This is a genomic window from Mesorhizobium sp. WSM4837 (genome assembly GCF_055811435.1).
The window spans coordinates 32,194-56,495 of record NZ_JBVVQE010000033.1 but is presented as its reverse complement, the minus strand read 5'-3'; the positions used below and the strand labels follow the sequence as shown (position 1 = coordinate 56,495).

25 protein-coding genes are annotated in these 24,302 nt (G+C 62.1%); 7 read left to right on the top strand and 18 right to left on the bottom strand.

Annotated features, from left to right (window positions below; all coding sequences use genetic code 11):
- Positions 1–53: 53 nt before the first annotated feature.
- From AC0L3D_RS19920 to coaD, 13 genes are all read right to left on the bottom strand, one after another.
- Entirely contained in the window at positions 54–821 is a 768-nt protein-coding gene (locus AC0L3D_RS19920) for a DeoR/GlpR family DNA-binding transcription regulator (protein WP_473627774.1), read from the bottom strand.
- Positions 822–947: 126 nt separating this feature from the next.
- Positions 948–2,357 carry a pyridoxal phosphate-dependent decarboxylase family protein gene (locus AC0L3D_RS19915; RefSeq protein ID WP_473627775.1) on the bottom strand — a complete coding sequence of 470 codons (1,410 nt, stop codon included), beginning with the start codon at positions 2,355–2,357 and terminating at the stop codon, positions 948–950.
- Positions 2,358–2,412: 55 nt separating this feature from the next.
- A complete protein-coding gene (locus AC0L3D_RS19910; RefSeq protein WP_023801179.1) occupies positions 2,413–3,144 on the bottom strand; it encodes a proteasome-type protease in 732 nt (243 codons plus the stop codon).
- 32 nt (positions 3,145–3,176) lie between these two features.
- On the bottom strand, positions 3,177–3,971 hold the full coding sequence (locus tag AC0L3D_RS19905) for a transglutaminase family protein (RefSeq protein ID WP_473627776.1): 795 nt from the start codon (positions 3,969–3,971) through the stop codon (positions 3,177–3,179).
- 117 nt (positions 3,972–4,088) lie between these two features.
- A complete protein-coding gene (locus AC0L3D_RS19900; protein ID WP_473627778.1) occupies positions 4,089–5,030 on the bottom strand; it encodes an alpha-E domain-containing protein in 942 nt (313 codons plus the stop codon).
- 207 nt (positions 5,031–5,237) lie between these two features.
- Positions 5,238–6,650 carry a circularly permuted type 2 ATP-grasp protein gene (locus AC0L3D_RS19895; protein WP_287228633.1) on the bottom strand — a complete coding sequence of 471 codons (1,413 nt, stop codon included), beginning with the start codon at positions 6,648–6,650 and terminating at the stop codon, positions 5,238–5,240.
- A gap of 171 nt (positions 6,651–6,821) precedes the next feature.
- Positions 6,822–7,058 carry an Lrp/AsnC ligand binding domain-containing protein gene (locus tag AC0L3D_RS19890; protein ID WP_023801175.1) on the bottom strand — a complete coding sequence of 79 codons (237 nt, stop codon included), beginning with the start codon at positions 7,056–7,058 and terminating at the stop codon, positions 6,822–6,824.
- Between the two features lie 139 nt (positions 7,059–7,197).
- Positions 7,198–8,328, bottom strand: a complete 1,131-nt coding sequence (gene tgt, locus AC0L3D_RS19885) for a tRNA guanosine(34) transglycosylase Tgt (protein ID WP_473645589.1) — start codon at positions 8,326–8,328, stop codon at positions 7,198–7,200.
- Entirely contained in the window at positions 8,321–9,436 is a 1,116-nt protein-coding gene (gene queA, locus AC0L3D_RS19880) for a tRNA preQ1(34) S-adenosylmethionine ribosyltransferase-isomerase QueA (protein ID WP_473627781.1), read from the bottom strand. Before queA ends, tgt begins: the two co-directional genes overlap by 8 nt.
- A gap of 87 nt (positions 9,437–9,523) precedes the next feature.
- On the bottom strand, positions 9,524–9,847 hold the full coding sequence (locus AC0L3D_RS19875; protein WP_473645581.1) for a hypothetical protein: 324 nt from the start codon (positions 9,845–9,847) through the stop codon (positions 9,524–9,526).
- Positions 9,844–10,356, bottom strand: coding sequence for a peptidylprolyl isomerase (locus tag AC0L3D_RS19870; RefSeq protein WP_473627783.1), 513 nt, complete (start codon positions 10,354–10,356; stop codon positions 9,844–9,846). The genes AC0L3D_RS19875 and AC0L3D_RS19870 overlap by 4 nt, the downstream gene beginning before the upstream one ends.
- A 28-nt stretch (positions 10,357–10,384) precedes the next feature.
- Complete coding sequence (locus AC0L3D_RS19865; RefSeq protein ID WP_473627784.1) at positions 10,385–10,975, bottom strand: peptidylprolyl isomerase; 591 nt, start codon at positions 10,973–10,975, stop codon at positions 10,385–10,387.
- Between the two features lie 74 nt (positions 10,976–11,049).
- Positions 11,050–11,550, bottom strand: coding sequence for a pantetheine-phosphate adenylyltransferase (gene coaD / locus AC0L3D_RS19860; protein WP_023801169.1), 501 nt, complete (start codon positions 11,548–11,550; stop codon positions 11,050–11,052).
- Between the two features lie 335 nt (positions 11,551–11,885).
- Between coaD and AC0L3D_RS19855 the strand changes: the two genes are divergently transcribed.
- Entirely contained in the window at positions 11,886–12,038 is a 153-nt protein-coding gene (locus AC0L3D_RS19855) for a hypothetical protein (protein ID WP_128168117.1), read from the top strand.
- A gap of 75 nt (positions 12,039–12,113) precedes the next feature.
- Here AC0L3D_RS19855 and gyrA read toward each other — a convergent pair whose 3' ends face one another.
- Both gyrA and AC0L3D_RS19845 read right to left on the bottom strand, forming a co-directional pair.
- The gene (gene gyrA, locus AC0L3D_RS19850) at positions 12,114–14,918 is read right to left on the bottom strand and encodes a DNA gyrase subunit A (RefSeq protein ID WP_473627786.1); all 2,805 of its coding nucleotides are present in this window, start codon (positions 14,916–14,918) and stop codon (positions 12,114–12,116) included.
- Between the two features lie 192 nt (positions 14,919–15,110).
- Positions 15,111–15,965, bottom strand: coding sequence for a helix-turn-helix transcriptional regulator (locus AC0L3D_RS19845; RefSeq protein ID WP_473645579.1), 855 nt, complete (start codon positions 15,963–15,965; stop codon positions 15,111–15,113).
- 84 nt (positions 15,966–16,049) lie between these two features.
- Here AC0L3D_RS19845 and AC0L3D_RS19840 point away from each other — a divergent pair, with 84 nt between their 5' ends.
- Positions 16,050–16,586 carry a hypothetical protein gene (locus tag AC0L3D_RS19840; RefSeq protein ID WP_473627790.1) on the top strand — a complete coding sequence of 179 codons (537 nt, stop codon included), beginning with the start codon at positions 16,050–16,052 and terminating at the stop codon, positions 16,584–16,586.
- Between the two features lie 78 nt (positions 16,587–16,664).
- Positions 16,665–17,294, top strand: a complete 630-nt coding sequence (locus AC0L3D_RS19835; RefSeq protein ID WP_128168113.1) for a MarC family protein — start codon at positions 16,665–16,667, stop codon at positions 17,292–17,294.
- 84 nt (positions 17,295–17,378) lie between these two features.
- Here the strand turns inward: AC0L3D_RS19835 and AC0L3D_RS19830 are convergent, their stop codons facing one another.
- Together AC0L3D_RS19830 and AC0L3D_RS19825 are read right to left on the bottom strand one after the other, a co-directional pair.
- Positions 17,379–17,804: an OsmC family protein gene (locus AC0L3D_RS19830; RefSeq protein ID WP_287214922.1), complete on the bottom strand. Its 426-nt coding sequence runs from the start codon at positions 17,802–17,804 to the stop codon at positions 17,379–17,381.
- Between the two features lie 133 nt (positions 17,805–17,937).
- Positions 17,938–18,453 carry a single-stranded DNA-binding protein gene (locus AC0L3D_RS19825; RefSeq protein WP_473627792.1) on the bottom strand — a complete coding sequence of 172 codons (516 nt, stop codon included), beginning with the start codon at positions 18,451–18,453 and terminating at the stop codon, positions 17,938–17,940.
- A gap of 237 nt (positions 18,454–18,690) precedes the next feature.
- Between AC0L3D_RS19825 and AC0L3D_RS19820 the strand changes: the two genes are divergently transcribed.
- Genes AC0L3D_RS19820 through AC0L3D_RS19810 form a run of 3 tightly spaced genes read left to right on the top strand, consistent with a single transcriptional unit; the run spans position 18,691 to position 20,111 of the window.
- On the top strand, positions 18,691–19,005 hold the full coding sequence (locus tag AC0L3D_RS19820) for an ArsR/SmtB family transcription factor (protein ID WP_023801161.1): 315 nt from the start codon (positions 18,691–18,693) through the stop codon (positions 19,003–19,005).
- Entirely contained in the window at positions 19,002–19,484 is a 483-nt protein-coding gene (locus tag AC0L3D_RS19815) for an SRPBCC family protein (protein WP_473627793.1), read from the top strand. Before AC0L3D_RS19820 ends, AC0L3D_RS19815 begins: the two co-directional genes overlap by 4 nt.
- A gap of 21 nt (positions 19,485–19,505) precedes the next feature.
- On the top strand, positions 19,506–20,111 hold the full coding sequence (locus AC0L3D_RS19810) for an ATP-dependent Clp protease proteolytic subunit (protein ID WP_027151958.1): 606 nt from the start codon (positions 19,506–19,508) through the stop codon (positions 20,109–20,111).
- A gap of 29 nt (positions 20,112–20,140) precedes the next feature.
- Here the strand turns inward: AC0L3D_RS19810 and AC0L3D_RS19805 are convergent, their stop codons facing one another.
- Positions 20,141–20,341 (bottom strand): hypothetical protein, encoded by a 201-nt coding sequence (locus AC0L3D_RS19805; protein ID WP_473645577.1) that lies wholly within the window; start codon positions 20,339–20,341, stop codon positions 20,141–20,143.
- 885 nt (positions 20,342–21,226) lie between these two features.
- Between AC0L3D_RS19805 and uvrA the strand changes: the two genes are divergently transcribed.
- Entirely contained in the window at positions 21,227–24,148 is a 2,922-nt protein-coding gene (gene uvrA / locus AC0L3D_RS19800) for an excinuclease ABC subunit UvrA (protein WP_287290660.1), read from the top strand.
- Positions 24,149–24,302: the final 154 nt, after the last annotated feature.

Below are 24,302 nucleotides of genomic sequence, written 5' to 3'. Positions count from 1 at the left end.
AAACGAAATATAAAGAGCAGGAGTTGCCGCAACGGCACCATCAACGGCACCATCTAGGGGAGCGAGGTTTCGATCAGCTGAACCTCTGCTTCCTGGCAGATCTTGCGCACCGACGGGATATCGCAGCGATCGGTGATGAAAGTGTTGACCTGCGACAGGTGGCCGATGCGAACCGGCGCCGTCCGCTCGAACTTGGTCTGGTCGGAAACGAGGATGACATGCCGGGCATTGGCGATGATCGCCTGCGCCACCTTCACCTCGCGAAAATCGAAATCGAGCAACGCACCGTCATGGTCGATCGCCGAGGCGCCGATCACCGCGTAGTCGACTTTGAACTGCCTGATGAAATCGACCGCCGCTTCGCCGACCACACCGCCGTCGGAACCCCGCACGACGCCGCCGGCAATAACAACTTCGATGGAAGGATATATGCGCATCCTGTTGGCAACATTGATATTATTGGTGATGACCATCAGGCCGGTATGATCGAGAAGCGCCTTGCTGACCGACTCCGTCGTGGTGCCGATATTGATGAACAGCGAGGCGTTGTCCGGGATCAGCCTGGCTGCGGCGCGGCCGATCGCCTCCTTCTCGTCGGCGGCGATCTTGCGCCTCGCCTCATATTCCATGTTTTCGATGCCGGACGGGAACAGCGCCCCGCCATGGATACGGGAAAGCAGGCGCTGGTCGCACAGATCGTTGAGGTCCTTGCGGATGGTCTGCGGCGTCACGTTGAAATGCGTTGCCAGATCCTCGACCAGCACGCGGCCATTGTCCTTGGCCATCTGGATGATCTCGGAATGACGCGGCGACAGATACATTGGGGATCTCCCGTTTTCGTTTTCCTTGTCTATAGCGAAAAACGAAAGCGGTGAAAAGGCATGGGGGCGGCTAACGAAAAATGCATGCGTCCAAAGACAAACCTCCACGCAACTTCGCCGACCAATTCAGGCCAGCCGGCGGGAGATTTCGGTGATGACCCCGAATGCGGTGTCGACATCCGCCGCCGTCGTCTCGAACTGGCCGACCTGAAAGCGGATCGCGACCTGCCCGTCCACCCGTGTCTGCGTCAGGTAGATGCGGCCATCGTCGTTGATCGCGTTGACCAGCCGCAGGTTGTGTTCGTCCGAATCGGTGCCGGCCGCCCGATGCCGGAACGAGAACAGCGACAGCATCGGCTCCGAGGCGATCTCGAAATCCGGTTCCCTGGCCAGCCGCTCGGCCAGCCCTTCGCTCCAGGCGACATGGTTGCGGATCATGGTCCGCAGACTTTCCAGCCCGTGGGCGCGCAGCAGGAACCAGAGTTTCAGTGCGCGAAAGCGACGCCCGAGCGGCACCGACCATTCGGAATAGTTGATGATGCCGTCGCGCCCATGCGTCTCCAAGTAGTCCGGTTTGATGGCCAGCGTCCGCACCAGGTCTTCCGGCCGGCGGATGAACTGCACCGAGCAGTCGAACTGCGCGCCCAGCCATTTGTGCGGGTTGAAGACGATGGAATCCGCCTGCTCCACGCCCGCCCAGAAATGCCGGTATTCCGGACATATCATCGCCGATCCGGCCCAGGCGGCATCGACATGCAGATAGAGGCCGTGCCGTTTCGCCACCGCGGCGACGCCGGCGATATCATCGGTGCCGCCGGTGCTGGTGCCGCCGACGCAGGCGATAATGCCGGCCGGCAGCATGCCCGCCTGCCGGTCGGCAACGACAGCCGCTTCGAGAGCTGCGACATCCATGGCGCGAAAGCGGCCGGCAACCGGAATACGCACGAGATTGTCCTCGCCGACGCCCGACACCCAGATCGCCCGGTCGATGGAGGTGTGGACCTGATCGGAAGAATAGACGCGCAATATCGGCTGGCCTTGCAGGCCCTTCTTGTTGCCCTGCCAGTCGAGCGCGCGCTCGCGCATGGTCAGCACGGCGGCGAGCGTCGCCGACGATGCCGAATCCTGCATGACGCCGGAAAACCCTTCCGGCAGGCCAAGCGCCTGACGCATCCAGTCGACGACGCGCGTCTCGAGTTCGGTCGCTGCCGGCGAAGTTTGCCAGAGCATGCATTGCGCGGCCATAACCGAGACCAGATATTCGGCCACCACCGAGACCGGTGCGGCATTGGCCGGGAAATAGGCGAAGAAGCGCGGATGCTGCCAATGCGTCATGCCGGGCAGGATTTTGCGCTCGAAGTCGGCGAAGATTGCCTGCATCGTTTCGCCATGTTCCGGCGGCGAGACTTCGATGCTTCTGGAGATTTCGCCCGGCTCGACGAGCGGCCGCACCGGCCTTTCGCGAAGTGTGCTCCTGTAGTCGGCACCCCATTCGGCCGCGCGCAGCGACCATTCCCGGAATTCGTTGCTATTCATCTTGCTCTCCGTCGCATCGGGCCCAGCGATCAAAGAGCACGAAACACGGAGGCTTTCACTCGGGAAAGTCAGGCAGGCTCGCAAAAGCAGCCTTCAGTGCATTCGACCAGCCGTCCGAGATCGTCCGATAATATTGGTCGTCCTGGGCGATCCGCTTCTTCAGGCTGACCTTGAAGGCGTCCTTTTCGTAGAACAGCAGGTCGAGCGGCAGACCGACCGACAGGTTCGATTTCAGCGTCGAGTCGAACGACACCAGCAGCAGTTTCACCGTCTCGGCGAAACTCATCGCCTTCTCATAGGCGCGGATGATGATCGGCTTGCCGTATTTGGTCTCGCCGATCTGGAAGAACGGCGTGTCTTCGGTCGATTCGATGAAATTGCCTTCCGGATAGATCATGAACAGCCGCGGCGCGCTGCCCTTGATCTGGCCGCCGAGGATGAAGGAGGCATTGAAGTAGGAATCGGCCTTTTCGCCCGCCGGCGACGAACTGGCGATGACTTCCTTGACGGTGTCGCCGACCAGCCGCACCGTCTGGTACATCGACGGCGTTTCAAGCAGCGTGGCGTGGCGATCGGCCACCGCCTTCGTGCGTTCGTCGAGCAGGCTGACGACAGCTTGCGTCGTCGCCAGATTGCCGGCCGACATCAGCACGATGACGCGCTCGCCCGGCTGCTCCCAGACATGCATCTTCTTGAAGGTAGAGATCGAATCCATGCCGGCATTGGTGCGCGTGTCCGACATGAACACGAGCCCGCGATCGATCTTCAAGCCGACGCAATAGGTCATCGAATCCCTTTGGCAGCAAATCTTGCCGGGGATTACTGCTCCACGGTGACGGTCACCGCAAGCTGTTCTTCCGCTTGTCCCAGTCGAATTCCTGATACGGGCGTGGCATCGCGGTAATCACGGCCGGTTGCCACCTTCACATAGCGTTCGTCGGGCGAAATGCCGTTGGCGACGTCGAACGCGACCCAGCCAAGGCCCGCAACATGCGCTTCGGCCCAGGCATGGCTCGCCGCCTGCTCGACCGCCGCATCCATCATCAAATAGCCGCTGACGTAGCGGGCCGGAAACCCCATGGCCCGCGCGGCGGCGGCAAAGATGTGGCTGTGGTCCTGGCAGACGCCGGTCTTGAGCGCCAGCGCGTCCTCGGCCGGGGTCGCCGGGTTGGTGGTGCCCATCGTATAGGCCACGCGCTCGCCGATCACCGCCATCAGCCGGTGCAACCTTTCGATATCGGCCCCCTCGCCGACCGACGCCGCGAGTTCGCGAATACCGCCGCCGATCGTGGTCAACGGCGTTTCCTGGCCAAACAACCACAGCGGCGCGAAACCCTGACGCGGCCCGCTGACGCCTGATGTGTCGCGTGTCACCACCTCGCCCGATGCCTCGACGGTGATGAAATCGCGCTCGCCTTCGACGCTCAAAAGCCGCGTGTCGTTGCCGAAATGGTCGGTGAAGCGCACCTCTTCGCGCGCCCCTTCGATCTTCAGCGCCCAGGACAAGACGGTCTGTGTCGGACCGCTGACTGGAAGCAGCCGCAGCCGCTGCAACAGATAGTGCACCGGCGCATCGTAGCGGTACTCGGTCCGGTGAGTGATCTTCAGCCGCATTGCTCTCGTCCCCTGAGCATGATCTTTTCCGGAAACCGGCTTCCACTTTCCGGGATCATGCTCGTCCCCTGAGCATGATTTTTTCCGGAAACCGGCTTCCACTTTCCGGGATCATGCTCAATAAAACCTGTAGTCCTGCGCGATCTCGTCGCCGAGCCTGATGTTGTCGAGGATGAAATTGGCCAGGAATTCATGCAGGCCGGCATCGAATATGTCCTTGATCGAGCCGGCGGCCAGCATCGCCTGGGTCTTGCCGGCTGTCACATGACAGGCATGGCGCTCACCATAATCGTCGCCCAGGAATCTGAGATGCTCCGTCAGGAAACGGTAGCAGAAGGTCAGCGAACGCGGCATGCGAACGTTGAGGATCAGATAGTCGGCAATGTTGGTCGGCTTGTAGTCGGCCTCGTAGACCCAGCGATAAGAGCGATGCGCCGAGACCGAGCGCAGGATCGATTCCCACTGGTAATTATCGAGCGTGGAGCCGACCCACGAGATCGACGGCAACAGCACGTAGTATTTCACGTCCAGGATGCGCGCCGTGTTGTCGGCGCGTTCGACATAAGTGCCGAGCTGCGAGAAATCGAAGATCTCGTTGCGCAGCATGGTGCCGTAGAACGAGCCGCGGATCAGTGCCGTTTCGCGCTTGATCGCGTCGAGCACGCTGGGCAGGTCGCGTTCGTCGATCGGCTTGGCTAGCATGCGCTTCAGCGACATCCAGGCTTCGTTGATGCTTTCCCAGGTCTCGCGCGTCAATGCGGTGCGCACCATGCGGGCATTGTTACGGGCCGTTTCGATCGACGTCATCGTGCTCGACGGGTTGGATGTGTCGCGCAGCAGGAAATCGGCAACGTTGGCGGCGGTATAGTCGGAATATTTCTGCGTGAAGGCGGCGTCCGAACCGGCACTGAGCAGCACCGAATTCCACTCTTCGGAGGCGTTCTGGGTGCGGGTCAGCGCCATGCGCAGCCCGGCATCGACCAGCCGCGCCATGTTTTCCGCCCGCTCGATGTAGCGGTTCATCCAGTAGAGCCCGTTGGCGGTGCGGCCGAGAAGCATTCTACGCGGTCCTTCGGACGGTGAATGGTGAATGGTGAATGGTGAATGGCCAAATTTTTCCAGGGCACGACGCCGCGTGCTTTATTTCAGGGCATTTCACCAACATCAACGACATGTCATCCTTACCTATTCACTATTCACTATTCACTATTCACTATTCACTATTCACTATTCACTATTCACTATTCACTATTCACTATTCACTCTCTAATCATCCAGCACCCACGTATCCTTCGTCCCGCCGCCCTGGGACGAATTGACCACCAGCGAGCCTTCTTTCAGCGCCACACGCGTCAGCCCGCCCGGCACGATCTGGATGCGATCAGATACCAGCACGTAGGGCCTGAGATCGACATGGCGCGGCGCCAGTCCCTTGTCGGTCAGGATCGGACAGGTCGACAGCGCCAGCGTCGGCTGGGCGATGTAGTTCGACGGTCTTGCCGCGAGTTTCCTGGAAAAATCCTCGCATTCCTTCTTGGTCGCGGCCGGCCCGACCAGCATGCCGTAGCCGCCTGAGCCATGCACCTCCTTCACCACCAGCTCGTCTATATGTTCGAGCACGTATTTCAGGCTGTCCGGCTCCGAGCAGCGCCAGGTCGGGATGTTGCCGAGGATTGCTTTGCGGCCGGTGTAGAATTCAACGATCTCGGGCATGTAGGAATAGATCGCCTTGTCGTCGGCGATGCCGGTTCCCGGCGCATTGGCGATGGTGATGTTGCCGGCACGGTAGACATCCATGATGCCCGGCACACCCAGTGCCGAGTCGGGGCGGAAGGTCAGCGGATCGAGGAAAGAATCGTCCACCCTTCGATAAAGAACGTCGATCTGCTTGTAGCCTTCGGTCGTGCGCATCGCGACGTGGCCATCGATGACGCGCAGATCCTGCCCCTCGACAAGCTGCACACCCATCTGGTCGGCAAGGAAGGCATGTTCGAAATAGGCGGAGTTGAAGCTGCCCGGAGTCAGCACGGCAATGGTCGGCGCGCCCTTGGTACCTTGCGGCCGCACTGCCGCCAGCGACTGGCGCAAGAGCTGCGGATAGTTTTCCACCGGCCGCACCTTGATCTGCTGGAACAGTTCGGGAAAGAGCTGCATCATCGTCTCGCGGTTCTCCAGCATGTAGGAGACGCCGGACGGCGTGCGCGCATTGTCCTCCAGCACGTAGAACTCGTTCTCGCTGATGCGAACGATATCGACGCCGATGATATGGGTGTAGACGCCGGCTGGCGGCCGCACTCCGATCATCTCCGGCAGGAATGCCTCGTTCTTGGCGATCAATTCCTTGGGGACGCGCCCGGCGCGCAAAATCTCCTGGCGGTGGTAGATATCGTCGAGAAAGGCGTTCAGCGCCTGGACGCGCTGCTCGATGCCTTGCGTCAGCCGTCGCCATTCATTGCCGGAAATGATGCGCGGAACGATGTCGAAGGGAATAAGGCGCTCGGAGGCTTCCTGCTCGCCATAGACGGCAAAGGTGATGCCGGTCTTGCGAAAGACGCGTTCGGCGTCCTGCATCTTTTCGGTAAGCCTGGCCGGATCCTGCTCCTTCAGCCAGCGATCGTAAGCCGAATACGGTTTTCTCAATCCGGAGATTTCCGGAAGCATTTCGTCGAACGCTGCCAATCGCTTACTCCCTGTGAGGCCATTTCACTGGCGTCACCGGAGAAAATCAAGCGCAATCGGTGATTTGGAGGATGTTGGCGATCAGTATGTCGCGACCTGCCTAAAATTAGGGCAGCGCCGATATGGCTGGGTCAGGCTTTGCCTTGTGCCCGGGCAGGTGGCAGGCGTCGCTCAGAACGCGCGGAAGGTGACCACCGTAAACGTGTCCTTGATGCCGGGAAGACTCTGCACCTTCTCGTTGACGAAGTGGCCGATGTCTTCGTCGTCGTCGACATAGAATTTGGCGAGCAGATCGTAGTCGCCGGCTGTCGAGTAGATTTCCGAGGCGATCTCGGCATCGGCCAACGCGCCGGCAACGTCATAGGACTTGCCCAGATCGCACTTTATCTGCACGAAAAATGCCTTCATTGCCCGGTCCTGCTCAGCTTGCACGGCATAAGCGGCCCTTGTGGCAGACTGCCGCCCGGCTTTCAAGCATCAGGACGGCGCTCAGGCAAAACACTGGCTGCAACCTGCGCGCGGTACTTCGCTGAGCACCAGAGCACCATCACATCGCTGGGATATCGCCCCGCGCCCAGCCCTCGCAAATTTCCGCCGCCCGCGCCTCGAAGGCGCCGGCGTCGATGGCGGCACGAATGTCCTGCATCAGCCTCTGGTAGTAGGAAAGATTGTTCCAGGTCAGAAGCATCGCCCCCAGCGCCTCTTGCGAGCGGACCAGATGATGCAGATAGGCGCGTGAATAATCTCTGGCGGCCGGGCAGTCGCTTTGCTCGTCCAGCGGACGCGGATCGTCGGCATGGCGGGAGTTGCGCAGATTGACCTTGCCGCGCCGAGTGTAGGCGAGGCCATGGCGGCCGGCGCGCGTCGGCATCACGCAATCGAACATGTCGATGCCGCGCGCCACCGATTTCAATATGTCGTCGGGCGTGCCGACACCCATCAGATAACGCGGCCTGTCAGCGGGCAGTTCCGGGCAGGTGATGTCGAGCATTTCGAGCATCACCGCTTGCGGCTCGCCGACCGCCAGCCCGCCGATCGCATAGCCCTTGAGGTCCATCGCTTTCAGCGCCTGCGCCGAGCGCAGCCGCAGGGCCGGTATGTCGCCGCCCTGGACGATGCCAAACATTGCCTTCCCGGACTGGTCGCCGAACGCCGTCCTGCAACGCTCGGCCCAGCGCAGCGACAGCTCCATGGCCCGCTCGATCTCCTTCTCCATGGCCGGCAGCGCGGTGCATTCGTCGAGCTGCATCTGGATGTCGGAATCGAGCAGCCTTTGGATCTCGATCGAGCGCTCGGGCGACATCTCATGGGCGGCGCCGTCGATATGCGAGCGGAAGGTAACGCCCTTTTCGTTCAGTTTCCTCAGCTTCGACAGCGACATCACCTGGAAGCCGCCGCTGTCGGTCAGGATTGGGTGCGGCCAGCGGGCGAATTCATGCAGGCCGCCAAGCCGCGCCACACGTTCGGCGCCGGGCCGCAGCATCAGATGATAGGTGTTGCCCAGGATGATATCCGAGCCGACGCCGCGCACCTGATCCATATACATGGTCTTGACCGTGCCGCCGGTGCCGACCGGCATGAAGGCCGGCGTGCGGATTTCTCCGCGCGGCATGGTGATGGAGCCGCGCCGCGCTTTGCCGTCGGTCGCCAGCACCTCGAAGGTGAACGCCTTAGTCATTGAATTCTTGTCGTATACCGGGCGCGCGTCCATCGTTCTCCTCTTTGAACAGAAGGCTTGCATCTCCGTAGGAGTAGAACCTGTAGCGGGTCTCGATGGCATGCGCATAGGCCGCACGCATTGTTTTCAGACCGCAAAACGCCGAAACCAGCATGAACAGCGTTGAGCGCGGTAGATGGAAATTGGTCATCAGCATGTCGGCGGCCTTGAAACGATAGCCGGGCGTGATGAAGATGTCGGTCGGACCCGACCATCCGGCCAATGTGCCGTCCTCCCGCGTGGCGCTCTCCAGCAGGCGCAGCGACGTCGTACCGACGGCGATGATGCGCCCACCGCGCGCCTTCGCCGCGTTGAGCGCCGCGGCGGTTTCCGGGCTGACAGAACCGATCTCGGCATGCATCTTGTGGTCGGCGGTGTCGTCGACTTTCACCGGCAGGAACGTGCCGGCGCCGACATGCATGGTGACGAAGCGCCGCTCGACGCCCTTGGCATCGAGAGCGGCGAAAAGCTCGGGCGTGAAATGCAGGCCGGCAGTGGGTGCCGCCACAGCCCCCTCCTCCCTAGCATAGATGGTCTGGTAGTCCTTGCGGTCGCGTTCGTCGTCGTCGCGCTTCGAAGCGATGTAAGGCGGCAGCGGAATGTGGCCGACGGCGTGCAGCGCCTCATCGAGAAACGGACCAGAGAGGTCAAAACCGAGCAAAGCCTCGCCGGCCTCGCCCTTCGCGATCACCGTGGTATCAAGCTGGCCGAGAAAGCAGGAATTGGCGTCATGGCCAAAATGGATGCGGTCGCCGACGGCGATGCGCTTGCCCGGCCGCATGAAAGCCAGCCAGCGGTCGGGAGCCACCCGCATGTGCAGCGTGGCTTCGACCTGCGCCGCTGCTTCGCCGCGCCGCCTGATGCCTTTCAGCTGCGCCGGGATGACCTTGGTATCGTTGAAGACCAGCACGTCACCGGTCTCGAGCAGGGACGGCAGCTCGCGCACCGTCCGGTCCTCAAGTCCCTCACCCGGTCTGACAACCAGCATTTTGGCGCTGTCGCGCGGTTCCGCCGGTCGAAGCGCGATGCGCTCCTCCGGCAGATCAAAGTCGAATAGATCGACGCGCAAGAAAACCCCGCCTCAAAATTCCGGGCAGGTCACCGCCCAGGCGCCAACACCGTCGATGCTCAGCGTGCCGCCCATTGCGAAATTGGACTATTCGCTGGCCTTGACCAGTCGCAATTTGGCTACGATCGAGCTGATGCCCTCATCGGTGAGATCGATCGCCATCTGCTGGTCGTCCTCGAATGCCTGTCCGACGATGACTTTCGTCGAACCCGGCTGACCGTCGGTGGTCCAGTTCCTGCCGCCGGCATCAAGCCATACGCGCGCAACCGCGATGACGGCAGTGTGCCCCATCAGGACGTCGATCGATGCCGCGTTGCCCTCAGCGCTGCAAACAATCGATTCTGTCGCCAGCGCCGGAGTAGCCGCCGCGACAAGCATCAGAGTGATCGCCGCGACAGCTCGGTAGGTCATTTTACGTCGGCCGCCACCTTCAGCGACACGATCTTGTCAGGATCCGGCACCGGCTCGCCGCGCTTGATCTTGTCGACATTGTCCATGCCTTCGATGACCTGGCCCCAGACCGTGTATTGGCGGTTGAGGAAGGCGGCATCTTCGAAGCAGATGAAGAACTGCGAGTTGGCCGAGTTCGGGTTCTGCGAGCGCGCCATCGAGCAGGTGCCGCGGCCGTGATTGGCGTTGGAGAACTCCGCCTTCAGGTCGGGCTTGTCGGAGCCGCCCGTGCCGGCGCGCGACGGTGCGAAAGAGGGCTTGCTGGAATTGCCGAATTTCACGTCGCCGGTCTGCGCCATGAAGCCGTCGATGACGCGGTGGAACACCACGCCGTCATAAGCGCCTTCGCGCGCCAGTTCCTTGATACGGCCGACATGGCCGGGTGCCAGATCGGGAAACAGTTCGATGACGACCTTGCCCTTGGTCGTTTCCATGATGAGCGCGTTCTCGCGGTCCTTGATCTCGGCCATGTCAGAATATCCTTTGAAACAAATGGGTTTACTTGCGGTCGGCGGCGATGCGCACCTTGATCATGCGATCGGGATCGGTGACGACCCCGTTCTGCGCCGCGTCGCCTTTCTTGATCTTGTCCACCAACTCCATGCCGTTCTCGACATTGCCGACGATGGTGTACTGGCCATCGAGCGGCGGCGCCGGCGCGAACATGATGAAGAACTGCGAATTGGCGGAATCCGGGTCCTGCGAGCGGGCCATCCCGACCACGCCGCGCTGATAGCGCTCGGTCTGAGAGAATTCGGCCGGCAGGTCGGGAAGATCGGAACCGCCGGTGCCGACAGCATCGGCGCTGAAGCCGTTCTTCATGTTGCCGAACTTCACGTCGCCGGTCTGCGCCATGAAGCCGTCGATGACACGGTGGAAAGCGACGTTGTCATAAGCGCCTTGGCGCACGAGCTTCTTGATCTGCTCGACATGCTTCGGCGCGAGATCGGGCCTGAGCGCGACGGTCACGTCGCCGTCCTTCAGCGTGATGACCATGGTGTTTTCCGGATCGGCGGCGAACGCCGAAACGGATGCGGTCACAAGACCGAAAAGAACGACAAAGCAGATGGCGAGCCTTTTGAGCTGCATGGATCTTTCTCCGAAAACCTTTGTTTCACGCATGTCGTTGCCCCAAAACCGGGTTCCACGTTGGGCGACATGCATTATTTCGCAAACTTGGCGGTGAGTGCGCCAGCCACAGCCGCCGGCACGAAGGCGCGGACGTCGCCGCCCATCGAGGCTATCTGACGGACAAGTGTGGCGGTAATGGTTCGCACCGAAGGGCTGGCGGGCAGAAAAACCGTCTGCAGTTCAGGCGCCATGGTCTCGTTCATACCGGCCATCTGCATCTCGTAGTCGAGATCGGTGCCGTCGCGCAGACCGCGGATCATGATCGAGGCGCCCTGCTTCCTGGCAGCGTCGATGACCAGCCCGTCGAAAGCCACGATTTTGATGCGCGCGCCGTCGCGGCCGAATTCGGCCTTCGTCGCAGCTTCGATGAGGCCGACCCGCTCCTCGAAAGAAAACAGCGGCTTCTTGCCGGGATGAATGCCGATCGCCGCATAGACGGTGTCCGCCACGGCCAGCGACGCCTTCAGCACGTCGAGATGGCCGTTGGTCGGCGGGTCGAAGGAGCCGGCATAAAGGGCGATGCGTTCGGTCATGGCAGGTGCTTCTAGCGAGCCTCTCTCGCAAAGGCAAATCCGATCGGCGAGCCGCCAATCCATGTCGCCGCAAAAGCCTGCCCTGGGCCTGAGTCAGGGCCCGACCCGAGGTGCACAGCCGTTTGGAACAACGGCATGCACCCAAAACAGGACTTCAAAGCGCATCGCCTGAGCCACGGTAATCGCGATGCGCTTTGAGTGAACCTTTTGGCCGAGATGAACGACCAATGAATGGGCCGATCACGAAGGCTTCACGCAGCGTTCATTAGATTGCAGCTTCAGAAGATGAAACCAAAACCCCATTTGATCGTTGCTAGGTGCAGGAGAACACGCACATGCTGATCTACATGCTCGCCACCGCAATGACCGTCGCCATGCTCATCGCCACCGTATTCGGGCTGCATCAGGAAGCAGAGCGCGTCCGCGCCAAGTCCAATGCCAAGCGGTTCGGAGGCTTCGGTATCCGCAAGCCTTCACGCCACTTCTAGACCGGTCGCCGCCTGTTAACGGCGCCGGTCCATCGGGCCGGCATCGCCCATCAAGACCTACTCGGCGTTCAAGACCTACTCGGCGTTATTGTCCGGGCCAGCAGTACCGGTATCCAGAGTTGCGTCGCCCTCGACACTCTCTTCGGCTTCCTCGTCCGACTGCGGTTCCGTTATCCGCTCCACCGAAACGACCTTCTCGCCGTCAGCGGTGTTGAAGATGGTCACGCCCTTGGTGGCGCGGCTGGCGAAGCGAATTCCGTTGACCGGCACGCGGATGACGGTGCCTCCATCCGAGACGAGCATGATCTGGTCGTCATTGCCGACCGGGAAAGTCGCGACCAGACGGCCGATCTCAGCCACTTTCGACACATCGGTGGCGCGGATGCCCTTGCCGCCGCGCCCTATCTGGCGGAAATCATAGGAAGACGAGCGCTTGCCGTAGCCATATTCCGTCACCGTCAGCACGAACTGCTCGTGTGCCTTGAGGAATTCGTAGCGCTCGTCGGAAAGCTCCGTCTCCTCGCCGACCTCCTCATTGGTGAGCTGGAAGTCTTCGTCCTCGCCCGCCGCAATGCCGGCGGCGAGCCGCCGTTCGGCCGCCACCCGCTTGAGATAAGCCGCGCGTTCGGCCGGCGACGCATCGACATGTTCGATCACCGCCATCGAGATCACCCGGTCGCTGGCAGCCATGGCGATGCCGCGCACGCCGACCGAGTTGCGGCTCTGGAAAACGCGCACGTCGCTGACCGAGAAGCGTATGCACTGGCCGGAGCTTGCGGTCAGCAGCACGTCATCATTGTCGGTGCAGGTCTCGACGCCGAGTATCTCGTCGCCCTCCTCTTCCAGCTTCATGGCGATCTTGCCGTTGCGGTTAACCTGGACGAAATCCGACAGCTTGTTGCGGCGCACCGTGCCGCGCGTCGTGGCGAACATCACGTCGAGTTCGCCCCAGCTGGTCTCGTCCTCGGGCAGCGGCATGATCGTGGTGATGCGTTCGCCCTGCTCCAGCGGCAGCATGTTAATCAGCGCCTTGCCGCGCGACTGCGGGTTGCCGATCGGCAGGCGCCACACCTTTTCCTTGTAGACAATGCCGCGCGAGGAGAAAAACAGCACCGGCGTGTGCGTGTTGGCGACAAACAGCCGGGTGACGAAATCCTCTTCCTTGGTCGACATGCCGGAGCGGCCTTTGCCGCCGCGGCGCTGGGCCCGGTAGAGCGACAACGGCACACGCTTGATGTAGCCGGAATGGCTGACCGTCACGACCATGTCCTCGCGCTGGATCAGGTCCTCGTCTTCCATATCCGCCCCGCCATCGGACAGCTCGGTGCGGCGCGGCGTGCCGAACTCGTCGCGCACGGCGGCAAGCTCGTCCTTGACGATCTGCTGAATGCGGGCGCGCGACGACAGGATGTCCAGGTAATCCTTGATCTCGTCGCCGATCGTGTTCAACTCGTCGGCGATCTCGTCGCGGCCGAGCGCTGTCAGCCGCTGCAGGCGCAGTTCGAGGATGGCGCGCGCCTGTTCCTCGGACAGATTGTAGGTGCCGTCCTCGTTGATGCGGTGGCGCGGATCGTCGATCAGCAGGATCAGCGATTCGACGTCGCCCGAGGGCCAGCGCCGCTCCATCAACTGCTCGCGCGCCGTCTGCGGATCCGGCGCGCTGCGGATCAGCTTTATCACCTCGTCGATGTTGGCGACGGCAATGGCAAGGCCGACCAGCACATGGGCACGGTCGCGCGCCTTGCGCAGCAGGAATTTCGTGCGCCGGCTGATCACGTCCTCGCGGAAGGCGACGAACGCCTTCAGCATGTCGGTCAGCGTCAGCAATTCCGGCTTGCCGCCGTTCAGCGCCACCATGTTGGCGCCGAACGACGTCTGCAGCGGCGTGAAACGGTAGAGTTGGTTGAGGATGACGTCGGCGACCGCGTCGCGCTTCAGTTCGATGACGACACGGTAGCCCTGGCGATCACTCTCGTCGCGGATGTCGGAAATGCCTTCGATACGCTTGTCGCGCACCAGCTCGGCCATCTTCTCGATCATCGACGACTTGTTCACCTGGTAGGGAACCTCGGTGATGACGATCGATTCACGGTCGTTGCCGCGCGCCTCGACGTTGACGCGGCCGCGCATGACGATAGAGCCGCGGCCGGTCGAATAGGCGCTGTAGATGCCGGAACGGCCGAGCACGATGCCGCCGGTCGGGAAATCCGGCCCTGGAATGATCTCCATCAGCGCCGGCAGATCGATCGCCGGATTGTCGATGAGGGCAATGGCGCCGTTGCAGACCTCGCCCAGGTTGTGCGGCGGGATGTTGGTGGCCATGCCGACGGCGATACCGCCGGAGCCGTTGACCAACAGGTTCGGAAAGCGCGCCGGCAGGACTTTCGGCTCGCTGCCGGACGCATCATAAGTGTCCTGGAAATCGACGGTGTCCTTGTCGATGTCTTCCAGCAACTCATGCGCGACCTTGGTCAGCCTCGATTCGGTGTAACGCATCGCCGCCGGCGGATCGCCGTCGATCGAGCCGAAATTGCCCTGCCCGTCGATCAGCGGCACGCGCAGCGACCAGTCCTGCGCCATCCGCACCAAGGCGTCGTAGATCGAGGCGTCGCCATGCGGATGGTATTTACCCATCACGTCGGCCACCGGGCGCGCCGACTTCACATATTTGCGGTTCCAGTGGTAGCCGCTCTCATGGGCAGCGTAGAGGATGCGGCGATGCACCGGCTTCAACCCGTCGCGCACGTCGGGCAGCGCACGGCTGACAATCACGCTCATCGCGTAATCGAGATAGGAGCGCTGCATCTCCTCGATGATGGATATCGGCTCGATGCCGGTGGGCCCGCCGTCGGCGCCGCGCGGTGTCTTCTGGTCGGTCAAATCAGGTCACAATCAAATCGGGAATCACTCGGTGCTTATATAGGAAGCCGGGGCGAAACTCCAACGTCCGCGGCAGTTTTCCAGTGTCGGTTTTTGTGGTGATTTCAAAAGGATATCACTGATTGCGACGATATGGCCGAGGCGCTTTCGTGGCCGCCGGGGCAAAGCTCATTGGCAGGCCGATTTTTTGCTTCACAAAGCCGGAACCACGGATGCGTTCGGCAATTTATCGCCTCGCCGCCGGAGCCGGTAGGCACCGGGCGCCTCCCCCATCACGCGGCGAAAACGGCGGTTGAAGGTCGACAAATCGTTGAACCCGGCTTCGAAGGCGATCGTCGAGATCGCCTCGTCCGACATGCGCAGCCGCACCGCCGCCCTGTGCAGCCGGGTTTTCAGCACGAACTGGTAGGGCGTCATGCCCGCGACATGCCGGAAGCTGCGCAGGAAATGGTAAGGACTGGTCGCCGTTTCGCTTGCAAGCTCGGCGAGCGAGACCGGGCTTTCGGCATCCTTTTCGATGCGCCGCACCGCCTCCGCGACGCGTTTCTGATCGCGGCGGCTCGGTGACCGGGCAGCGGGCGTGAGACCGGAGGCGACGGCTGCGCCGGCAATCCGCAGTCCGAGTTCCTCGAACGCCTCGATCTCGGCCATTTCGCGCGCGGCTTCCGCCTCGGCCAGCAGCCGTGCCAGCATCGGCAAGGGCGGCAGAAGCGGCGTCTCGAAGGCCAGCTTCTTCGCGCCCGGCGTGTCGGCGACGATCTGTTCCATATAGGCCGGGCTGAAATGATAGGACATGCAGCGGTCGCCGGCGCCATGCTCGTGCCCACACTCGTAGCAAGTGCGGGGGTTGCCGAGCAGAATTGCGCCCGGCGTCAGCATCGCCGTGCCCTGGCGTGCGCGATAGCGGAAGGTGCCGTTGGTCACCACTGCGACGCAGAAGTTGCGATGCTCTTCCTCGAACGGGCGATCAGCGACGCCGGCAGTGCAGACCACGTCCGACACCCGCCAGCCTTTTCCGGACGCCAGTGTATGCACGCTCGTCGTCATGGTCGAAAGATAGCAATTTTTCCCAAGCGCAAGAAGCCTGGCGCGCCTATTCTTCCCGGTCTCCTGACAAAGTGGGCAGAAACCATGTTCAATTCGTCTTACTTTGCCGAAGCCCTGCACGGTGACGGGCCAGCCGCAGGCCTTGCCGAAAAACTGAACCTTTACGGCCGCTTCGTCGGCGCCTGGACGTTCGATGCCACGCGCCATCTCGAAGACGGCCAGGTGCTGACCGGACGCGGCGAGGTGCATTTCGGCTGGGTGCTCGAGGGCCGCGCGATCCAGGACGTATGGATCTTGCCCGCGCGCAACACTGGCGCACAGAGGTCGCTCGGCAAATGGAGCTTTTATGGCACGACACTGCGCGTCTATGACCCGGGCATCGACGCCTGGCATATCTTCTGGAGCGATCCGCGCACCCAGTATTACAGCCGCCAGCTCGGCCGCGCCGAGGGCGACACCATCGTCCAGCAAGGCGCCGACGGCACCGGCGCCTCGGTGCGCTGGAGCTTTTCCCGCATCACCGAAAATTCGTTCCGCTGGCTAGGCGAACGCTCTCAGGACGATGGCGCGACCTGGCGGCTCGAAGTCGAGTTCCTGGCGCGGCGCGTCGCCAGCAGCTGACCTGCACGGTTTCCCCTGACGCCGCTTTGCTCTACCAATGCTGGGGTCTCGGGCACCGCCCGGCGGGGAGGGTCAGAGATGCCGAGCTTCGACAGCCTGTTCAACGCCTTCGTCACCATTCTGGTGACCATCGACCCGCCTGGCCTGGCGCCGCTCTTCCTTGCCGTGACGCGCGGGATGAACCGCGAGGAGCGCAACCAGGTTTCCGTGCGCGCCTCGATCATCGCTTTCCTGGTGATGGCGCTGTTTGCAATCGCCGGCGCATCGATCCTGTCGGTGTTCGGCATCACGCTGCCGGCGTTCCGCGTCGCCGGCGGGTTCCTGCTGTTCTTCATCGCCTTCGAAATGGTGTTCGAGCGCCGGCAGGACCGCAAGGAGAAGATTGGCGACGTCGCCATCACCAAGGACATGATCCACAACATCGCCGCCTTTCCGCTGGCGATCCCGCTGATCGCCGGTCCGGGCGCAATTTCAGCGACAGTCCTGCTGTCCGGCTCGTTTCCAGGTTTTGGCGCGCAGGCAGCCCTTGTCGGCATCATCGCGATCTGCCTTGTGATCACCTATCTGGTGTTCGTTCTGGCCGAGCGCATCGACCGGGTCCTCGGCCAAACCGGCCGCTCGATCCTGACCCGGCTGCTCGGTGTCATCCTGGCGGCGCTCGCCGTGCAGTTCGTCGCCGACGGCGTCAAGGCGCTGATGGCGGCATGAAAATGAAAGCGGCCTCGCGCTTGATTGCCGAGGCCGTCATTTTCGTTGTCCGTCTCGCGCAACGAACCGCCACTGGACGCTATCCTACTTCGCCGTCGTATCAATAACTTCGAAGTCGTGGGTGATCTCGGCGGTCTTGGCCATCATTGCCGAGGCCGAGCAGTATTTTTCGATCGACAGGTCGATCGCCCGCCGGACCTTGTCATGCGAAAGCGCGCGGCCCTTGACGATAAAATGCATATGGATGCGGGTGAACACCCGCGGCTCCTTCTCCGCCCGGTCGGCGTCGAGTTCAACCACGCAGTCTTCGACCGCCTCGCGGCCCTTTTCGAGAATGTGGACGACATCATAGGCCGAGCAGCCGCCAGTGCCGAGCAGCACCAGTTCCATCGGGCTCGGCCCCGGCGTCTTGCCGTCCGGTCCGAACGCGGTTCCCAGCACCATCTTGTGACCGCTGCCGGACTCGCCGACGAAAGTGCGCTCCTCGACCCATTTGACCCGTGCTTTCACCTGATACGTCCTTTCACCGCACACCGCTCAAAACGCACAACGTCCCGAAAATCCAAGATAGATTTTCGGGACGCCCATGCGTGGCCTCAAATAGCTGGCTGTCAACTCGCGCAGAGCCGCTCGCTCCAAGCGATCAGAACGGAATTTCGTCGTCGAGTTCGCGCGACGAACCGCCGCCACCCTTGTTGCCGCCGCCGCCGCGATTGAGACTCTCGCCCGGGCCGGACTGGCCGAAATCGGAACCGCGGCTGCTGTCGCCACCGGCATAGCTGCCGACCTGACCGCCCTCGCCCTGCCCGCGTGCGTCGAGCATCTGCAGTTCCCCACGGAATTTCTGCAGCACGATTTCGGTCGTGTAGCGGTCATTGCCGGTCTGGTCCTGCCATTTGCGCGTCTGCAACTGGCCCTCGACATAAACCTTCGCACCCTTCTTCAGATACTGCTCGGCGACCTTGGCGAGCTGCTCGTTGAAGATCACGACATTGTGCCACTCGGTCTTTTCCTTGCGCTCGCCGGAAGTCTTGTCGCGCCAGCTTTCCGACGTGGCGACGCGGATATTGACGACCGGCTCACCCGAATTCAAACGGCGGATTTCCGGGTCCGCCCCGAGATTGCCCACCAGAATGACCTTGTTGACGCTACCCGCCATGATACTTCTCCGCGCTCATCCGAAACAATTTTTTCTCGCTCTCACCTTATAGACTGCGGACATTCCCCGCCTGCCGTGGCTGGCTTTTCCCACAAGGTTTTTGTTCTCTTTTCGTTCTATAACCATCAATCCGTTTTGTCAAGGAATGTCAGCAATCGATGGGTTCCGCCGTACCGTTCCATATGGGCGCGAAAAGACTGCTTGCCAAATCAATAAGCGTAGACTTATGCTTCCGGCATGATCGAAGCCGAGATTTTTCGAGCGCTTGCCGACCCGACGCGCCGCGCCGTCTATGAACGGCTCGCCGCCGGCGAGATGACGGTATCGGAACTGCGCAGCGGCCTGAGCGTGTCGCAACCGGCCGTGTCGCAGCATCTCGCAGTGCTGCGCGGCGCCGGCCTGGTAGCCGAGCGGCGAGCCGGCCGCAACGCCTATTATCGCGCCGATCCGCAAGGGCTTGACCCACTGCTCGGCTGGATCGAGCGCTACCGTGCGTTCTGGCCCGAGCGTATCGAACGGCTCAAGGCGGTTTTGAAGGATATGGACCAATGACGGCAAAACAGCATTCAGACATGACGGCAGATTCTATCGAGTTCGAGTGCGAGCTTCCAGAGCCGCCGGAAAAAGTGTGGCGGGCGCTCACTGTGCCGGACCTGCTCGCGGCCTGGATGATGCCGAACGACATCAAGCCGGAGATCGGCGGCCGCTTTGCCTTTGCCAGGCCGGATGCACCGATCGAGTGCGAAATCCTCGACGCCGAGCCCGAACGCCTGCTGCGTTACTCCTGGCGGGAGCGGCCGGCGCCTGGCAATACAGCGCATCCGCTCACCAGCCCGCTGGACAGTATCGTCACCTTCACGCTCGACCGCACTGTGTCGGGCGGCACCCATCTGCGCATCGTCCACGACGGATTTGCACGAGTAGCCACGCCTGCCGTTGCCGGCGCCGGTTGCAGGCTTTCGTTCGACGCACACAACCCGAGACAGACCATAGCCGCAAACACGCCTCGCCTCTCCCTGCGCGCGGCCTGAGCGGCACAACGGAGAAAAGCGATGAGCGGTTTTGCCAATCTGGTGCCGATGGTGATCGAGCAGTCGAGCCGCGGCGAACGCGCCTTCGACATTTTTTCGCGGCTGCTGCGCGAGCGCATCGTCTTCATCAACGGTCCGATCGACGACAATGTGTCGGCGCTGGTCTGTGCCCAGCTCCTGTCGCTGGAATCCGACAATCCCGATAAGGAGATTTCCCTCTACATCAATTCGCCGGGCGGCGTGGTGACCAGCGGTTTCGCCATCTACGACACGATGCAGTATATAAGCAGTCCGGTATCCACCGTCTGCATGGGCTTTGCCGCCTCGATGGCCTCGTTCCTGCTGATGGCCGGCACACCGGGGCGACGCATCGCGCTGCCCAACGCCAGCATCCTGCTGCACCAGCCGTCAGGCGGTTTCCAGGGCCAGGCCTCCGACATCCAGCGCCACGCCGAAGGCATCCTCAGGACCAAGCGGCGCATGACCGAGCTTTACGCGCACCACTGTGGTCGCACGTTCGAAGAAGTCGAACGCACGCTCGACCGCGATCATTTCATGACCGCCGCGGAGGCAAAGACATGGGGCCTTGTCGACCATGTTTTTGACACGCGTAAGAGAGCGGCGTGAAAGGGTAGCCGGCTCATAAGCAACGTCGGTCAGCCGTTCGGCCAGTTGATCGCCACCGGTCTGGCTTCGGCCAGAGTGCGGCGATACAGTCCGCCGATGTCTGAGATCTCACGCATTTGCTTGAATCGGCTGATTATCGGTATCGCCGTCGCGGCGATGACCTCCGGCGCGGCGTTCGCCGAAGACAGTTCACCGCCTTCGCAGAACGGCACGCTGCCCGGTGTGACCAACGACTATCGCATCGCCAAGCCGGCTGCCGAACCGCCAGTTCAAGATCGGCGATACCGATGTCAGGATTTCCGGCAGCATAACCTTCGATGTCGGCGCGGGCTCGATGAAGGCCCCCGGTGATAGGACACCTCCATCGGCCTTCATCGCTGCCACAATCTCAAGGCGCTCGTGCGCCTGCGGCTCTGAAACGAACAGCCCCGCCGCTGCTTCCGCAAACGGTCGGGGCTTTTTTTGGATCTGAAATCCAAACTCGCCGGGAGTACACTGCCGGCTTTTGATTTCGGATGCTTCGCGGCATTCAGCCGACGATCCGACTAGTAGTCTCTGATTTTAATGGGATCGGCAGGTCACGGTTTGTCGGGCGGCGCAAAACGCCTAGCCCTGGCACTTATGCCTGCCGCGGCTCCAGCGACACGTGGAGCCTCAAGGAACTGTCCGGTGGAGTCATTCCTCTGCTCTCCTTTTCTGTCCATTGCGACTGGTGTCGTCCGAAGCGCATATCGCAAAGCCTGCGGCGTCTCGCAGGCCGCCTTGGGGCGGCGAGGCCATCGAAAGACGGTCGGCTTCGGTGACGTTCGGAGTCTGCCCCCCTGAGCCCGAGACGTCAACAGTTGGATAGCCGATTTACCAAAAACGTGATCGCTTGTGTGGCGAATCCGAAATTTGCATCCGTTTTGAGCAGCGCGACGTCGGCTGTGGATTACATGAACGCATTTGTCAGGAGCGTGTTCGGCCTTTGTTCTTTCCGCTTGCTCGCCCGCGCGAAAGACGGTTAAAGGCTTGGTCGAGAGTTCTCTCGAAACGGTGGCGAAATTACCTACATAGGGGATGGCCGGGACAACCCGCCATCCCACGAGATTCCAGATCTGAGGCGGCGACCGGCGATGGCCGACCATAAATATCTTTCCATTCGCGGGGCGCGCGAACACAATCTGAAGAATGTCGATCTCGACCTGCCGCGTGACAGCCTGATCGTCATGACCGGGCTGTCGGGGTCAGGCAAGTCGTCGCTCGCCTTCGACACCATCTATGCCGAGGGCCAGCGCCGCTACGTCGAGAGCCTGTCGGCCTATGCGCGGCAGTTCCTCGAAATGATGCAGAAGCCTGATGTCGACCAGATCGACGGCTTGTCGCCGGCCATCTCCATCGAGCAGAAGACCACGTCGAAGAACCCGCGCTCGACGGTTGGCACCGTCACCGAGATCTACGACTATATGCGGCTGCTGTTCGCGCGCGTCGGCATCCCCTATTCGCCGGCCACCGGCCTGCCGATCGAGAGCCAGACGGTGTCGCAGATGGTCGACCGCGTGCTGGCGGTCGAGGAAGGCACGCGTCTGTTCATCCTGGCGCCGATGGTGCGAGGCCGCAAAGGCGAATACCGCAAGGAACTGCTGGAGCTGCAGAAAAAGGGTTTTCAGCGCGTCAAGGTCGACGGTGTCTTTTACGAAATCGCCGACGTGCCGGCGCTGGACAAGAAGTACAAGCATGACCTCGACGTCGTCGTCGACCGCATCGTCGTGCGCGGCGATCTGGCGACGCGGCTTGCCGATTCCATCGAGACCGCGCTGAAGCTCGCCGACGGGCTGGCAGTGGCCGAATTCGCCGACCGGCCGCTCGACGCCAGCCAGACCGGCGAGGATTCGGTCAACAAATCGAAGAATGAGACGCATGAGCGCATCCTGTTCTCCGAAAAATTCGCCTGCCCGGTGTCAGGCTTCACCATTCCCGAGATCGAGCCCAGGCTGTTTTCCTTCAACAACCCGTTCGGCGCCTGCCCGACCTGCGACGGCCTCGGCAGCCAGCGCGCCATCGACGCCAGCCTGATCGTGCCCGACGACAATCTGTCGCTGCGCGCCGGCGCCGTCAGCCCATGGGCGAAATCGACCTCACCCTATTACGTGCAGACGCTCGAGGCGCTGGGCAAGGCTTATGGCTTCAAACTAGGGGACAAGTTCCGGGACCTGACCGAAGAGGCAAAGCGAGCCATCCTGCACGGCACCGGCGAGCGCGAGGTCACTTTCCAGTATGATGACGGGCTGCGCTCCTACCAGACGACAAAGACCTTCGAAGGCGTGATCCCCAATCTCGAACGGCGGTGGAAGGAAACCGAATCTGCCTGGATGCGCGAGGAGATCGAGCGCTTCATGTCGGCCACACCTTGCCCGGCCTGCCGCGGCTACCGGCTGAAGCCGGAAGCGCTGGCGGTGAAGATTGCCGGCAAGCACATCGGCGAGGTCACCGAGCTGTCGATCCGCAAGGCCGACCAATGGTTCACCGAGCTGCCCGCCGCACTCAGCGACAAGCAGAACGAGATCGCGGTGCGCGTGCTCAAGGAAATCCGCGAGCGGCTGCGCTTCCTCAACGATGTCGGGCTCGACTACCTGACGCTGTCGCGCAATTCCGGCACGCTGTCGGGCGGCGAGAGCCAGCGCATTCGGCTGGCCTCGCAGATCGGCTCCGGCCTCACCGGCGTGCTCTATGTGCTGGACGAGCCGTCGATCGGCCTGCACCAGCGCGACAATGCGCGCCTGCTCGACACGCTGAAGCATTTGCGCGACATCGGCAACACGGTGATCGTCGTCGAGCATGACGAAGACGCCATCCTGCATGCCGATTATGTCGTCGATATCGGCCCGGCCGCCGGCATCCACGGCGGCCACATCATCGCGCAGGGAACGCCGCAGCAGATCATGGCCAGCCCCGCCTCGATCACCGGCAAATATTTGTCCGGCGAGCTCGAAGTGGCAACGCCGGCGGTGCGGCGCGAGGCCAAGAAGAACCGGCGCCTGAAGATCGTCGGCGCGCGCGGCAACAATCTGAAGAACGTTACCGCCGAAATCCCGCTCGGCACCTTCACCGCCGTCACCGGCGTCTCCGGCGGCGGCAAGTCGACCTTCCTGATCGAGACCTTGTTCAAGGCGGCGTCGCGCCGCATCATGGGCTCGCGCGAGCACCCGGCCGAGCACGACCGCATCGAGGGCCTCGAATTCCTCGACAAGGTCATTGATATCGACCAGTCGCCGATCGGACGGACGCCGCGCTCCAATCCCGCCACCTATACCGGCGCCTTCACGCCGATCCGCGACTGGTTCGCCGGCCTGCCGGAGTCCAAGGCGCGCGGCTATCAGCCAGGCCGCTTCTCGTTCAACGTCAAGGGCGGTCGCTGCGAAGCCTGCCAGGGCGACGGCGTCATCAAGATCGAGATGCACTTTTTGCCCGACGTCTATGTCACCTGCGACGTATGTCACGGCAAGCGCTACAACAGAGAGACGCTCGACGTTCTGTTCAAGGGCAAGTCGATTGCCGACGTGCTCGACATGACGGTCGAGGAAGGCGTCGATTTCTTCGCCGCCGTGCCCGGCGTGCGCGACAAGCTGGAGACGCTGAAGCAGGTCGGCCTCGGCTACATCCATGTCGGCCAGCAGGCGACGACTTTGTCGGGCGGCGAGGCGCAGCGCATCAAGCTGGCCAAGGAACTGTCGCGCAAGGCGACCGGCAAGACGCTCTACATCCTCGACGAGCCGACCACCGGCCTGCATTTCCACGATGTCGCCAAGCTCTTAGAAGTGCTGCACGAGCTGGTCGATCAGGGCAACACGGTGGTCGTCATCGAGCACAATCTCGAGGTGATAAAAACCGCGGACTGGGTGCTCGACCTCGGTCCCGAGGGCGGCGACGGCGGCGGCGAGTTGGTGGCCTCAGGCACGCCGGAGGATATCGTCCGCGAAAAACGCAGCTACACCGGCCAGTTCCTTAGGGAACTTTTGGAGCGGCGCCCCGGAGGCAAGCGCGAAGCGGCGGAGTGAGCGAAGACTGGCTGGCGTTTGGAAAATCCTCAAATAAGGATCAGAAGAGCGCTTGCCGGTGATCTTGATGCTGTCGTCCGGCTGACGCAAGCCGCCTATGCACCCTACGCCCAATCCGCATTTCGACATGGCTAAAGCTGTCGAAACGCTCGCT